Annotated in this window: 12 protein-coding genes; 6 read left to right on the top strand and 6 right to left on the bottom strand. The window is 46.6% G+C overall.

Annotated features, from left to right (window positions below):
• Nucleotides 1-80 precede the first annotated feature (80 nt).
• The 4 genes from VC159_RS04455 to VC159_RS04440 are packed head-to-tail and all read right to left on the bottom strand — an operon-like array spanning nt 81 to nt 5,681.
• On the bottom strand, nt 81-1,718 hold the full coding sequence (locus VC159_RS04455) for a dipeptide ABC transporter ATP-binding protein (RefSeq protein WP_323472866.1): 1,638 nt from the start codon (nt 1,716-1,718) through the stop codon (nt 81-83).
• On the bottom strand, nt 1,715-2,740 hold the full coding sequence (locus tag VC159_RS04450; RefSeq protein WP_072583477.1) for an ABC transporter permease: 1,026 nt from the start codon (nt 2,738-2,740) through the stop codon (nt 1,715-1,717). The genes VC159_RS04455 and VC159_RS04450 overlap by 4 nt, the downstream gene beginning before the upstream one ends.
• Nucleotides 2,737-3,801, bottom strand: a complete 1,065-nt coding sequence (locus VC159_RS04445) for a microcin C ABC transporter permease YejB (protein WP_192846863.1) — start codon at nt 3,799-3,801, stop codon at nt 2,737-2,739. The genes VC159_RS04450 and VC159_RS04445 overlap by 4 nt, the downstream gene beginning before the upstream one ends.
• 11 nt (nt 3,802-3,812) lie before the next feature.
• Nucleotides 3,813-5,681: an extracellular solute-binding protein gene (locus VC159_RS04440; RefSeq protein ID WP_323472865.1), complete on the bottom strand. Its 1,869-nt coding sequence runs from the start codon at nt 5,679-5,681 to the stop codon at nt 3,813-3,815.
• 50 nt (nt 5,682-5,731) lie between these two features.
• Between VC159_RS04440 and fabI the strand changes: the two genes are divergently transcribed.
• The 6 genes from fabI (at nt 5,732) to VC159_RS04410 (ending at nt 12,112) form a co-directional block, all read left to right on the top strand.
• Entirely contained in the window at nt 5,732-6,517 is a 786-nt protein-coding gene (gene fabI, locus VC159_RS04435; RefSeq protein WP_072583474.1) for an enoyl-ACP reductase FabI, read from the top strand.
• Nucleotides 6,514-7,842: a chromate efflux transporter gene (gene chrA / locus VC159_RS04430; RefSeq protein WP_323472864.1), complete on the top strand. Its 1,329-nt coding sequence runs from the start codon at nt 6,514-6,516 to the stop codon at nt 7,840-7,842. Before fabI ends, chrA begins: the two co-directional genes overlap by 4 nt.
• 22 nt (nt 7,843-7,864) lie before the next feature.
• Entirely contained in the window at nt 7,865-8,749 is an 885-nt protein-coding gene (locus VC159_RS04425) for an FAS1-like dehydratase domain-containing protein (RefSeq protein ID WP_323472863.1), read from the top strand.
• Nucleotides 8,750-8,767: 18 nt separating this feature from the next.
• Nucleotides 8,768-10,144 (top strand): MmgE/PrpD family protein, encoded by a 1,377-nt coding sequence (locus VC159_RS04420; RefSeq protein ID WP_323472862.1) that lies wholly within the window; start codon nt 8,768-8,770, stop codon nt 10,142-10,144.
• A 38-nt stretch (nt 10,145-10,182) separates the two neighbouring features.
• Nucleotides 10,183-11,028 (top strand): CoA ester lyase, encoded by an 846-nt coding sequence (locus tag VC159_RS04415; RefSeq protein ID WP_323472861.1) that lies wholly within the window; start codon nt 10,183-10,185, stop codon nt 11,026-11,028.
• Between the two features lie 94 nt (nt 11,029-11,122).
• A complete protein-coding gene (locus VC159_RS04410; RefSeq protein ID WP_323472860.1) occupies nt 11,123-12,112 on the top strand; it encodes a tripartite tricarboxylate transporter substrate binding protein BugD in 990 nt (329 codons plus the stop codon).
• 60 nt (nt 12,113-12,172) lie between these two features.
• On the opposite strand, the gene VC159_RS04405 is transcribed toward VC159_RS04410, so the two are convergent.
• Both VC159_RS04405 and VC159_RS04400 read right to left on the bottom strand, forming a co-directional pair.
• A complete protein-coding gene (locus VC159_RS04405) occupies nt 12,173-12,541 on the bottom strand; it encodes a Rap1a/Tai family immunity protein (protein WP_323472859.1) in 369 nt (122 codons plus the stop codon).
• A 22-nt stretch (nt 12,542-12,563) separates the two neighbouring features.
• On the bottom strand, nt 12,564-13,742 hold the full coding sequence (locus VC159_RS04400) for a DUF3300 domain-containing protein (RefSeq protein WP_323472858.1): 1,179 nt from the start codon (nt 13,740-13,742) through the stop codon (nt 12,564-12,566).
• Between the last annotated feature and the right edge of the window lie 179 nt (nt 13,743-13,921).

The following is a 13,921-nucleotide window of genomic DNA, read 5'->3' as shown; positions in this document are numbered from 1 at the left end:
AGGTAAATTTGCTTTAAGTTAGGGCAAATGCACCAAAGTAGCCCATTAAATAGGGTTTTACGACACACCCTTACTTGCTCCTAAGTCAGTTCGGCAGCTGCAAATAGTTCTTTGGTATAGGTCTGACGGGGATGCTTAATGAGGGTTTCGGTATCACCAAATTCCACCACCTTGCCGCCTTTGAGAACCATCACCTCGTGAGACATTGCTCTAATCACTGCCAGATCATGACTAATCATGAGGTAGGCTAGGTTGTACTTTTTCTGCAGCTCGGTCAACAAGGCAAGCACCTGCTTTTGAATGGAGACATCTAGTGCTGATGTGGGCTCATCTAATACCAAAATTTGTGGGCGCAGGATTAAGGCGCGTGCAATCGCAATTCGCTGGCGCTGTCCTCCAGAAAATTCATGGGGGTAGCGCAGCAGCGCAGAACGTTCTAAACCCACTTCTTTGAGCATATCCACTACACGTGTCTCACGTTCTGCAGTAGACAGCTTTGGAAAATGCACATCCAAGCCTTCAGAAATAATCTGCAAGACATTCATGCGCGGCGATAAAGAACCAAAAGGATCCTGAAAGATCACCTGTAGGCTAGAGCGCATTGCACGTCGCTCAATGGGCTTGAGTGTTTGCCAGTCATTACCAAGCACATCAACACTGCCGCTAACTTCTGCCATGGAGTCACCCAATAAACCGAGTACAGCCATGCCCAAAGTGGTTTTGCCAGAGCCTGACTCGCCAATCACGCCAATGGTCTGACCTTGCTTTAATGCAAAGCTGACTTTTTTCAATACTTTATGTGATGGTGCTTTTTTAAACCAGGAGACTGACTCTGAGCTCGGGTAAGCAACCGAGAGATCCTCTGTTTTCAATAACACTGGGGCCAATGGCATTAAGGGCGCCAGGTCACGTACCGGCTCACTATTAACCAAGGCGCGAGTATAAGGATCCTCTGGGCGTTCAAACACCTGTTTGGTTGGCCCAGTCTCCATCAAGATACCTTGGTTGAGCACAGCTACACGTTGTGCAAAATGCTTCACCAAATTGAGATCATGGGTAATCAACAGAATGCCCATACCGCCATGATCTTTGGATTCTTCTTGGAGCTCTTTGAGTAAATCCAAGATTTGCAAACGCAAGCTCACATCTAAGGCTGTCGTAGGCTCATCTGCAATCAGTAGCCGTGGCTTACACGCCAAAGCCATTGCAATCATGGCGCGCTGTCTTTGGCCACCCGACAGTTGATGCGGGTAAGAATGAAAGCGGCGCTCGGGCTCAGGTATTCCAGTCTTACGAAGTAAATCAATTGCAGCATCAATCGAGTCTGCTTTAGAAATTAAAGGTTGATAGATTTGTACTGCCTCGATGATTTGATTGCCCACAGTAAAAAGTGGGTTGAGAGCCGTCATCGGCTCTTGAAACACCATCGCAATTTCACGACCGCGAATCTCGCGAATATCTTGCATAGACATCGAGAGTAAATCTACCGCACCCTTCCCATATTTTTTATTCCACAGAATCTTTCCAGAAACTCTGGCGCCCTCAGGCTCCAATCGCAATGGCGCCAATGCTGTCAGCGTCTTGCCTGAGCCAGATTCCCCAACTAATGCCACACGCTCGCCAATGCCGATTTCTAAATCCAGATGATTGACTGCAAACTTTTCACGACGACCCGTTCCAAATGAAATGCACAGATCCTCATAACGAAGCAAACTCATGAGCGACCTCCGCTCATTACACCCGCCTTACGAGAATCAAAAGCATTACGCAGTGCTTCACCCATAAAAGTTAATAGCAACAGAGTTGCGACCAAGACAACAAAAGTTGATAGAGAGATCCACCAGGCATCGAGATTGCTTTTACCTTGAGAGAGCAGTTCGCCCAAGCTTGGAGTGCCCGGGGGTACACCCAAGCCTAAAAAGTCCAAACTGGTTAAGGACAAAATGGCGGCACTCATGCGAAATGGCAAAAAGGTAATCACTGGGGTCAAGCTATTAGGCAGGATGTGACGCCACATGATTTGTAAATTGGTTAAACCCAATGCTCTTGCTGCACGCACATATTCCAGAGCTCGATTACGAAAAAACTCAGCCCGGACGTAATCCGATAGGCCCATCCAACCAAAAGCGGCTAACAAAATAATCAGCAGGGAAACGCTAGGATTAAAGATCGAGGCAAAAATAATCAGTAAGTACAACTCTGGCATTGCTGACCAGATTTCTATGAGGCGCTGCGAGACTAAGTCAAACTTACCGCCAAAGAAGCCCATTAAGGATCCAGTGATGATGCCCACACTCACGCCAACGATTGTTAGTGCAAGACCAAAAAGAATAGATAAGCGGAAACCATAGATCAGGCGCGCCAAAACATCGCGCCCACGATCATCGGTCCCTAACCAGTTCTCCCATGAAGGTGGTGCTGGATTAGGCACTTGTGAAAAATAATTGAGCGTCTCATAGCTATAGTGAATCGGCGGGTAGATTGCCCAGTTTCCATTACTGGTAATGTTCTGACGAATATCGGGATCTAAGAAATCAGTTGGAGTCGCAAAGTCACCACCAAAGACAGTTTCTGGCTGACTCTTCACAATCGGAAAATAGAAATGGCCTTCATAGCGCACCACCAAAGGCTTGTCATTCGCAATCAATTCGGCGCACATCGATAAACCAAACAGGACCATAAAGATCCATAAGCTTGCATACCCCATGCGACTATTCTTGAAGCGCTGCCAACGACTCATGAGCCGCCTCCTGCACCAAACTGAATGCGTGGGTCCACATAAACATAGCAAAGATCAGAGATTAACTTGGTGAATAAGCCAATCAGGGTGAATAAATACAGAGTGCCAAAGACTACTGGGTAGTCACGTCGCATCACTGATTCATATGAAAGCAAGCCAAGTCCGTCTAATGAGAACAGCGTTTCAATTAATAGTGAGCCAGTAAAAAATGCGCCGATAAATGCGGCTGGGAAACCCGTTACTAAAGGCAAGAGCGCATTACGGAACACATGCTTCCATAGCACTTGCTTTTCAGTAAGACCCTTTGCGCGCGCAGTCAAAACATACTGCTTACGAATTTCTTCCAAAAAGGAGTTTTTAGTCAACATCGTGACTACGGCAAAGCTACCTAAAACAGAGGCGGTAATCGGCAACACTAAATGCCACAAGTAATCCATGACTTTGCCAAACAAACTCAGATCACTCCAATTATCCGAAGTAAGGCCTCGTAGCGGAAAGAGTTGCAAGAAACTGCCTCCGCCAAACAGCACCAACAATAAGACGCCCAGTACAAAACCAGGAATCGCATAACCCACCAAGATCATGCTGCTGGTGACGGCATCAAAACGTGAACCATCACGTACTGCTTTGGCTATACCTAAGGGTATGGAAACTAAATATGTAATGAAGAAGGTCCACAGTCCAATACTGATCGAGACTGGCAACTTAGAGACCACTAATGTCCAAACGCTTTCGTGTTGGTAATAGCTTTCACCTAAGTCAAATCTGGCAAAGCGGCCCAACATCATGAAATAGCGTTCAAGAGGTGGCTTATCGAAACCGTATAAAGCCTTTACTTCCTCTAAACGCTGTGCATCGACACCTTGACGGCCGCGATAGGTTGATCCGGACCCGGAGGACTCGGAACCGCCTGTTGCAGCACCGCCCTTCCCCTTTAACTCCAATACCATTTGCTCTACTGGACCGCCTGGAACAAATTGCACTACCGCGAAGGTAAGCGTTAATACACCCAAGATGGTAGGAATCATCAAGAGCAAACGTTTAAAAATATAGGCGCGCATTTGACCTTGCATTATTTAGCCTCTTCTTTCCACCAGTTTTGCATGATCCATGCCTCGGCTGAGTAATACAAAGGAGGTTCTGGATAACGCATCTCGTGGCGGAAGGCAACGCGATGGGTTGGGTTGTACCACTGCGGCACAACGTAATAACTATTCCACAGAACTCTATCCAGGGCTCTCGTTGCGGTTCTTAACTGTTCCCGATTTTGTGCTTTGGTAATTTCATCAATCAAAGCATCCACCACGGGAGACTGCACACCAATCACATTATCAGAGCCTTTTTCTTTAGCGGCCTGACTGCCAAAGCGATCCCATAGTTCATTGCCTGGATTTTGGGAGTCCTGAAATCTGACGGTGGTCATATCAAAGTCGTATTCATTCATACGCTTTTGATGTAAAGCAAAGTCGCTGGTCCGGATGTCTACTTGCACTCCCAGCTTTTCTAAGTTGCGTACATAAGCAGAAATCACTCTCAAGAAGAACCCGCCATCCTCCACAATCTCAAAACGAAATGGCTCGCCCTTTTCATTGCGCAATGCACCGTCGCGGTATTGCCAGCCTGCATGAAGAAGGAGCTCGCGGGCTTTCTTCAGATTTTGACGCAGGCTACCAGGCGGTTTTGTAGATGGCGCCGCAGGCATTGGATCAAAGACGGCATCTGGAACCCACTGTGGGTATTTTGCCTTTAAGGACTTAAGTAGCCTTAGCTCTGACTCTGTAGGTTTACGAGGGCCATCAAAGTTGGCACTCAAATCACTGTTGGTGAAATAACTATTAATGCGGCTGTACTGATCAAAAAATATTTGGCGATTGAGCCATTCAAAATCGAGTGCATAACCGAGGGCTTCGCGAACACGCGCATCTTTAAAAATAGGCCGTCGCACATTCATGGCGAAACCTTGCATGCCAGCGCCATTGTGATTTAGGAATGCTTTCTTTAAGAGAATGCCTTGATCAAACTTAGAGCCCACATATCCTTTAGCCCAGATCTTGGCGCGATACTCAACCAAAGCATCAAACTCGCCTGCTTTAAAAGCTTCCAGCCTAACAGCATCATCACTATAGAGCTTATATAGAACACGATCAAAGTTATAAAAGCCAACGCGGACATTTAACGGTTTGCCGAGTTGATCAGCCCAGTAGTTTGGATTCTTTTTATAAACAATCGATTTACCTGCTTTAAATGATTCAATCAAATAAGGCCCACTACCGATAGGCGTTTCAAAGGCAAGCTTCTCAAACGGAATTACCGACCCGTCTGCTTGCTTACCCCAATTACGTGAAAACACTGGGAATGTTCCTGCAAGGATGGGCAGTTCAGCATTGTCATTCTTAAAGTCGAAGCGAATAGACCGATCAGACAAAACAACTGCCTCTTTAATATCGGCAAATGTAGTTTTATAACGCGGGTGCGCTTTACCGCTCATCAAGGTATCAAAACTATATTTAACGTCAGCAGCCAAAACTGGACTGCCATCAGAAAATTTTGCCTCAGAGCGAATATGAAAGGTGACTGACTTATGATCTTTGGCTACTTGAATATCGTCTGCTAATAATCCGTAAATACTGGAGACCTCATCAGCACTCCCTTCAGCCAAAGACTCAAACATCAATTCAATACCAGGAGCGGTGACGCCTCTGAGGGTGAATGGGTTGAATTTATCAAAGCTCGTTCTTTGCCCCGGGTTTGGCAAGACCAGGGTTCCGCCGTGGGGGGCATTGGGATTGACATAATCAAAATGGGCAAATCCCTCGGGATATTTGGGTTTGCCGTATTGTGCAATTCCCTGCCCTGCATGAGCTAAATTGGCTCCAAGCCCCGCTAGCAGGGCTAACAGCAAGAAATAGGCAATTTGTCGAATGGGCTTGAGGGTGGGCATATATGCAACAATTGTAGATAGCTAATCATATTTGAAGTAAAGGACACAACATGGGCTTTCTCACCGGCAAAAAAATCCTCATTACCGGCCTCCTCTCTAACCGTTCTATTGCCTATGGCATAGCCAAGGCTTGCCACCGCGAAGGTGCCGAACTAGCCTTTACCTATGTAGGTGAGCGCTTTAAGGACCGTATCGTTGATTTTGCAAAAGAATTCAATACCGAACTCATTTTTGACTGCGATGTGGGTAGCGATGAGCAAATCAGCGCCCTTTTTAAGGATTTAGCTAAATCCTGGCCCCAATTTGATGGTTTTGTACACGCGATTGGTTTTGCGCCACGCGAGGCGATTGCTGGTGATTTCTTGGAAGGTCTTTCTCGTGAAGGCTTCAAGATTGCTCACGACATTTCTGCTTACAGCTTCCCAGCAATGGCAAAAGAAGCGCTCCCGATGTTGCGTGACAAATCTTCATTGCTCACATTGACTTATTTAGGATCCATGAAGAATGTTCCTAACTACAACACTATGGGTTTAGCAAAAGCATCGCTTGAAGCATCCGTTCGCTACCTCGCTGGCTCAGTTGGCCCTAAAGGCATTCGCGCTAACGGCATCTCTGCTGGCCCAATTAAAACTTTAGCGGCTTCTGGCATTAAAGGCTTTGGCAAAATTTTGCAAGCGGTTGAGGAAACTGCTCCACTGCGCCGTAATGTGACGATTGATGATGTGGGCAATACTGCAGCATTCTTATTGTCTGACTTAGCCAATGGCATCACCGCTGAAATCATTTACGTTGACAACGGCTTTAGTCAAGTAGTTGGCGGAATGGATGAAGTTTGAGCATTCCACTACGCGAGGCCCTGAAGTTTTGGGCTAAGCTAGGCTTTATCAGTTTTGGTGGGCCAGCAGGACAGATCGCCGTTCTGCACCAAGAGTTAGTTGAAAAGCGTCGCTGGATTTCTGAGCGGCGCTTTTTACATGCGCTGAACTACTGCATGCTATTACCAGGGCCAGAGGCCCAACAGCTAGTAACCTATATTGGCTGGCTCATGCACCGCAGTTGGGGCGGTATCCTAGCGGGTACGCTCTTTGTGCTGCCTTCCTTGTTCATTTTGATTGGGTTGTCATGGGTATATCTCACCTTCGGACAAGTTCCCTGGATTGCAGCTATCTTTTTTGGCATCAAACCTGCAGTGACTGCAATCGTGTTGCACGCTGCCGTGCGAATTGGTAAACGCACAATTCATAACCAAGCACTCCAATGGATCGCTCTTGGATCTTTTCTAGCCATCTTTATTCTGAATCTTGCTTTTCCCATCATCGTGCTAATTGCAGCAGCAATCGGATACTGGGGTGGTAAACGCTATCCAGAATATTTCCAACAAGCTGGTGGGCACAGCACAAAAGAAGCAAAACAATTTGGTAGCGCCATCATTGATGACGACACCCCCACTCCCGAGCACGCCAAATTTACTTATTCAAAAGCGGTCCGTCATAGCCTTGTAGCATTTACTTGTTGGCTCCTTCCTATTGGTGCATTAATAGCCATCTTTGACTGGAAGACCTTGTACCCAAATATCGCGTGGTTCTTTACCAAAGCCGCCTTGATGACTTTTGGTGGTGCGTACGCAGTTCTACCCTACGTATACCAAGGAGCGGTCGAACACTTTCATTGGCTCAGTGCCAACCAAATGATTGATGGTTTAGCACTAGGCGAGGCTACACCAGGCCCACTCATCATGGTAGTGGCTTTTGTTGGTTATCTTGCAGGATATATCCAACACCTCATTAGCAATACCAATCCATTTTGGTTTGGGGTGTTGGGTGCTTGTGTTGCTACTTGGTTTACTTTTTTACCCTCCTTCTTTTTTATCTTAGTAGGCGGTCCGTTAATTGAATCAACGCATGGCAAGCTAGGCTTTACGGCACCGCTAACAGCAATCACAGCAGCAGTCGTTGGTGTCATTGCTAATCTAGGCCTCTTCTTTGCTTATCACGTCTTTTTACCAAGAGGCTTTGGCGGCTCGATCTCTTGGATCTCGATTTTGATCTGCGCTCTAGCTGGTTTAGCTTTATTTAAGTATCAAAAGGGTGTTCTTTCGGTATTGGGCGGGTCAGCCTTGGCTGGATTGCTCTTCTATTACATCTCTATTTTGATAGGGTGAGTTTTTTCACAAGATTGGCATAATGGAACTTATGCGAATCGAACCTCAAACTATCACTCACCTGCAAGAATGGCTTGGTAAAACCGAGTCTCTGCAAGATACCGTCACAGCAGCCCCCGTGCGCGCATTATCCGCAACCTTGGATCGCGATGATGCCGCCCCAGGTAAGGGTACTTTCTTGCCTGAGCTGTGGCACTGGCTGTATTTTCTGCCCCACGCCCGCGAATCCGAAATCGGACCTGATGGTCATCCAAAACGTGGTGGCTTTCTTCCGCCGGTTCCATTACCTCGTCGCATGTGGGCAGGTAGTCGCATTGAATGGTTAAAACCACTTAGCGTTGGTGACGAAATTGAACGCGTTTCCACGATTGAGTCAGTAACCCATAAAGCAGGTCGCACCGGTGATTTAATTTTCGTATTGGTCAACCACAAAATCTCTAACCAGAACGGTCTGGCGATTATTGAAGAGCATGACATTGTGTATCGCGATGCTCCAGGACCAGACGATAAACCTGTTGCCCCTACTGCGGCGCCTACCGATGCTAAGTGGAGTAAAACAATTACACCTGATGACGTGCTTCTATTTCGTTATTCAGCATTAACTTTTAATGGCCATCGCATTCACTATGATCGCAAATATGTCACTGAAGTTGAAGGCTATCCAGGTCTCATTGTTCACGGCCCTTTGATTGCGACTCTACTAGTTGATCTAGTGCGTCAAAGTATTCCAGGATGTAAGCTTAAGAGTTTTGAGTTCCGCGCTATACGCCCTACTTTTGATATCAATATCTTTAAAGTGAATGCCAAGCCAGATCTAGAAAAAGATCCTAGCGGAAAAACGATTTCTATCTGGGCAGAGGATCATGAAGGCTGGCTCACTATGCAAGCCACTGCTGTTCTAGCATAAACACAAGAAGGTTTACTAATGACTACTCAACACCTTTCTCTTGAGCTAGCTACCTTTGCGGCCAATTTACAAGCTGCAGATATTCCAAGCAATGTCATGAGCCGCGCTGAAGACCTATTGGTCGATTGGTTTGGTTCAGCTATTGCTGGTAAGGGCTCGCGCCCAGTGGAGCTCATTACTCAGTTTGCCCAAAATATGGGTGGGTTTGATGCAACACATACCGGCCCCTCTGAAGTTTTAGTATCTCGCAAAACCTCTAGCCCGTTTTTAGCGGCAATGGCTAATGCCGCAGCATCACATGTTGCAGAACAAGACGACGTCCACAATGGATCAGTCTTTCATCCGGCCACAGTAGTATTTCCACCTGCGCTTGCTTGTGCACAAGCCATTGGCGCCTCTGGCGAAGATTTATTAGTCGCTGCAGTAGCAGGCTACGAAGTAGGTATTCGGGTTGGTGAATTTTTAGGACGCTCTCATTACAAAGTGTTTCATACAACTGGAACAGCCGGCACATTAGCTGCAGCTGCGGCAGTTGGTCGGCTACTCAAACTCAATTCAGAACAAATGCTCCATGCCTTTGGCTCTGCAGGCACGCAATCAGCTGGGCTTTGGGAGTTTCTGCGTGATGCTGCAGATTCCAAGCAACTACACACTACCCATGCAGCCTCCACTGGCTTAATGTCCGCCTATATTGCGCAAGCTGGCTTTACAGGCGCTGAACATATTCTGGAAGGCAAGCAGGGATTAGCGGCTGGTATGTCAAGCGATAGTGACCCCAGTAAATTGGTTGATCGTTTGGGTACTCGCTGGGCTCTTGCAGAAACAAGCTTTAAGTATTACGCCTCCTGTCGACATACACACCCTGCTGCGGATGCCCTCCTTCAAGTCATGTTGGCAAACAAACTAGTGCCAAGCGATATTGCCAAAGTAGAAACTTTGGTTCATCAAGGTGCTATTGATGTCTTGGGCCCGGTGACTGACCCTGCTACCGTGCATCAATCCAAGTTTTCTATGGGAACGGTGCTAGCTTTGGTTGCACATTACCAATTTGCTGGCCTGCAGGAATTTGATCAGCACTTTCATGATGATGCAATCTGCGCCTTCCGTGAGCGCGTCTCGATGACGCTCGATCCAGAGGTGGATGGTGCTTATCCGCAACGCTGGATTGGTAAAGTCAAAGTTCATCTGAACAATGGACAAATTTTGGAGGGGCGCGTAGACGAACCTAAAGGCGACCCTGGTAATACTCTATCTCGCGCAGAGATTACCGATAAAGCAATGCGCTTAGCCGAATTTAGCGGGGGTGCAAGCCCAACGGAGATGAGCAAAGCAATTGATCTCTTGTGGAATATCCGCAAACAAGCCAAGATAGGCTTTCTACTGCCGTCCACATAAGTAAACCCACTATTAGCCCCCTTATTTTCTAGATTGATATGAACCCACTTGATACGCCACTAGGCTTTAGCACTAACTTTCTATTTGTACCAGGCACTCGTCCTGAACGTTTTATGAAAGCCCTCGATAGTGGTGCTAGCGGAGTTGTCTTGGATCTAGAAGATGCCGTTGCCGAGGAAGACAAAGAGGGTGCGCGTGACGCCATTCGCACTGCATGGCCTAGCTTTAGTCCTGAGCAAAAGAAGCGTCTAGTCATTCGTACAAACTCACCTGGTAGCAAGTTTTATTCAGGCGATTTAATTCTTGCACAACAACTTCAAGTTGCCTGCCTATTAATTCCTAAGAGTGAATCGCTCGACCAAATTAATGGAGCCGCCCTCATACTCCCCAATACTGCAATTATTCCCATGATTGAAACAGCGATTGGTCTGGATAAGCTAAAGGAAATTGCAAACTCTAATCAAGTGATTCGTCTTGCTTTGGGTAATTTAGATTTACAAGCGGATCTGGGCATGGTCTGCGACCGCCAAGAGACCGAATTGCAAACAGCTCGGTTTCAGATCGTTTTAGCATCACGACTTGCACAGATTGCCCCTCCTATTGATGGGGTTACACCCTCCACTGACGACATTGAGCGCATTACCGACGACGCAGAACGCGCAAAGCGTATGGGTTTTGGCGGAAAACTCTGTATTCATCCAAAACAAGTGACTATTGTCATCAAGGCATTTACCCCAACTGAAGAAGAGCTAGCCTGGGCCCAACGGGTTATTGAGGCTGACATCACCTCCAAGGGCGGTGCAGTGAAGCTCGATGGCCGCATGATTGATCGCCCAGTAGTGTTGCTGGCTAAAAGAACCCTGGCCATTGCTGGTAAACACTAAGAGTTTCCCCTGTCTAAAGAGTTGCAAAACTGGCAAAATAACTCTGAGTTGTTTTGCACTCATATAATTTTTATAACTACTACTAGAGACAAAAATGAAATTACGTAAATCACTATTTGCCGGTTTCTATGCAATCGCTACCCTAGGATTTATTGCAGGTAATGCCTTAGCTGCAGATCCCTATCCAAATAAGCCTGTCACATTGGTTGTGCCGTTTGCTGCTGGCGGACCCACAGATGCTGTTGCTCGTCTGATTGCTGTGCCGATGGGTAAAGAACTAGGTCAAACCGTTATTGTTGAAAATACTGTTGGTGCTGGTGGCACCATTGCAGCTACCCGTGTTGCGCGCTCCGCTCCAGATGGCTATATGATTTTTATTCATCACATGGGTATGGCTACTGCACCGGCTTTGTATAAAAAATTGAACTTTGATCCGATGAAGGACTTTGAATATATCGGCCAAGTCGTGGATGTACCAATGGTACTTCTGGGTCGCAAGAACTTCCCGCCAAACAACTTTAAAGAATTAGAGACTTACATCAAGGCCAATAAGGACAAAGTGACGCTAGCAAACGCTGGTCCTGGTGCGGTGTCTCAGTTATGCGGCCTTTTGTTTATGTCTCGCGAAGGCGTGGAATTAACAACAGTTCCCTACAAAGGAACCGGCCCTGCATTAACCGATTTGCTTGGTGGCCAAGTTGACCTACTCTGCGATCAGACCACACAGACCGTTCCTTATATTAAAGATGGTTTAGTAAAAGCTTATGGTGTTACCACTCCAAAACGCCTACCAGCCTTACCGAACATACCTACCTTGGATGAGCAAGGCTTGAAAGGTTTTGAAGTAAAAGTTTGGCACGGCATGTATGTCTCTAAAGGCACACCTCCAGCAGTTGTCAATAAAATCAATAAGGCGCTTAACGTTGCTTTGAATGACCCTGAAGTCAAGGCTCGTTTAGCAGAGTCCAATATTGAAATTGTTTCACCAGCTAAGAGAACTCCAAAAGGCTTGCAAGAACATCTTGAAGCTGAGATTAATAAATGGGGTCCTGTAATTCGTAAAGCGGGAGCCTATGCTGATTAAGGGCCTACCTTAACAATAAAAAAGCCAGCATCTCGCTGGCTTTTTTATTGTACTGAGCTCTTATTTACAGGGGTAATTTTCAGTAAAGAAACGCATTAAAGTTTTGGCTGCTTTCTCTTTATTAAACTGAGGGTTTGTCTTGGTCCATGCCAGAAACTTTTGCAAGATCTCATTACGAGTCTCGCTCTTATTTACAAAGCAAATGGCTGGCTTGGCATCTGGACGACGATTCGCCAAGTATCCCTGATAGACTCCTTCGCCAAAGCCAAAACAAAAACTGCGGCCTTGCTCATCATCAGGGTTTTTGCAGAGCTCAACAAATGCACCAGTACTAGCATCATCCGCCGGGAGATCCTTCTGCGCAAATGCACTTGGAGCAAAGGAAAGGAAGGATGCAATAAGTACGAGTGTTGCTATGAATATTTTCATGATTCTTTTCTCTCAATAAAGGTTAACGCCTAAAACCGCTCATGTGCCCACCGCCAAAGCCACTCATATGGCCACCTCCACCGCCAGCAAATCCGCCCATATGTCCGCCACCACCGCCGGCAAATCCGCCCATATGACCACCGCCAAATCCACCATCTCTCCCATCCTCATCAAAGCTACGTGAGCGATCTTGACTGCCATCAAAGCGCGCTTGATCTCGCAAAGCGTTTTCTTGAGCAGCCTCGCGATAGGTATTGGGATTAGATCTATCCATCTGGGCATCATTGCGCGCTTCTTGATTTAAACGCGCTGCTTGATTTCTTTCTTCAGGAGTTGCATCTTTCTGAAAAGCATTATTAGCACGCTGACCATCCATCCTGGCCGCCTGCCTCTCCTCTGGAGTAGCTTTATTTTTCCAGTCATTCAGCAAGCGCTGCTGGTTAGCAACATTTGCTGGTCCGATAATTGCACGAGAAGGTATGCGCCCAGATGCATTGATGTTCGTAGAGTTAATCGTGCCATCATTCCAATTGGGTTGCGTCCAAAAATCATCGCCGATCATAAATCCCGCACCAAAAGCCATCAGACCCCAAGCAGGGTTGTAGATAGGATACGGAGGGTAATCTGGATAAGGCCAGGGCCCATAAACAACTGTTGGGTTATAAGTAGGGATATAAACCACTTTTGTATTGGCTGGGCTGATCAAGACGTTGCCATCTGCATCAGTAATTACAGTAATTTGTTTATTAGACTTTAGGGTGCCAGCCTTAAGGGCCATTTTTCTGAGGGCTTGAACTGCTTTCATGGTATCTGCGGCTTGGAGCTTATAAGCATTGCCTAAATTCTGGGTCCACTGCAATTTATTACCCATCATATTGAATGCTTTTGGAAACGACATTAAAGATTTCACACTGTCGTTCCAAGATTGAGCCTTGAGTGCATTTTGCAGATCGTCGCCTTTCAATGAAGTATTGCTAGTACGCCAGTTATAGGCTTCTGCAACTTCCAGGGGATAGGTTGAGGCCAGCAGCATCAATGAAAGCAAAGAATCGGGATACAGCGCAATTGGCGAGACCAATGACTGTAATTGCCCTGAAGAAATAGTTTGGGGGCCCGGGTTGTAGCCCGCACCAGCATATCCCCCGCTCTGAACATAACCTTGAGGGTAATATCCATTTTCTTGATAAGGACCGGGATTCATAACGCATCCATTGAGAAGAGATCCAAAAGTGAATATTGCTAGCGTTAGCAAACCCACCCTCTTACTCAGCGCAGGAATACTTTGTTGACTTGTCTGCCTCATATCTGCCTCAGCATTGATCTATGTAAATTTAATAACTCACGAGATTCCAATTACTTTACAACCTTGCGTTTGATGAG

Origin of the sequence: Polynucleobacter sp. JS-JIR-II-c23 (genome assembly GCF_035011225.1) — a bacterium.
GTDB lineage: Bacteria > Pseudomonadota > Gammaproteobacteria > Burkholderiales > Burkholderiaceae > Polynucleobacter.
The sequence above is the reverse complement of the archived record's forward strand: the minus strand, read 5'-3'. Positions and strand labels throughout refer to the sequence as shown.

Coding starts and splice junctions, on each gene's coding strand:
- VC159_RS04455 (WP_323472866.1), bottom strand. CDS start 1,718: ATGAGTTTGCTTCGTTATGAGGATCTGTGCATTTCATTTGGAACGGGT.
- VC159_RS04450 (WP_072583477.1), bottom strand. CDS start 2,740: ATGAGTCGTTGGCAGCGCTTCAAGAATAGTCGCATGGGGTATGCAAGC.
- VC159_RS04445 (WP_192846863.1), bottom strand. CDS start 3,801: ATGCGCGCCTATATTTTTAAACGTTTGCTCTTGATGATTCCTACCATC.
- VC159_RS04440 (WP_323472865.1), bottom strand. CDS start 5,681: ATGCCCACCCTCAAGCCCATTCGACAAATTGCCTATTTCTTGCTGTTA.
- fabI (WP_072583474.1), top strand. CDS start 5,732: ATGGGCTTTCTCACCGGCAAAAAAATCCTCATTACCGGCCTCCTCTCT.
- VC159_RS04425 (WP_323472863.1), top strand. CDS start 7,865: ATGGAACTTATGCGAATCGAACCTCAAACTATCACTCACCTGCAAGAA.
- VC159_RS04420 (WP_323472862.1), top strand. CDS start 8,768: ATGACTACTCAACACCTTTCTCTTGAGCTAGCTACCTTTGCGGCCAAT.
- VC159_RS04415 (WP_323472861.1), top strand. CDS start 10,183: ATGAACCCACTTGATACGCCACTAGGCTTTAGCACTAACTTTCTATTT.
- VC159_RS04410 (WP_323472860.1), top strand. CDS start 11,123: ATGAAATTACGTAAATCACTATTTGCCGGTTTCTATGCAATCGCTACC.
- VC159_RS04405 (WP_323472859.1), bottom strand. CDS start 12,541: ATGAAAATATTCATAGCAACACTCGTACTTATTGCATCCTTCCTTTCC.
- VC159_RS04400 (WP_323472858.1), bottom strand. CDS start 13,742: ATGAATCCCGGTCCTTATCAAGAAAATGGATATTACCCTCAAGGTTAT.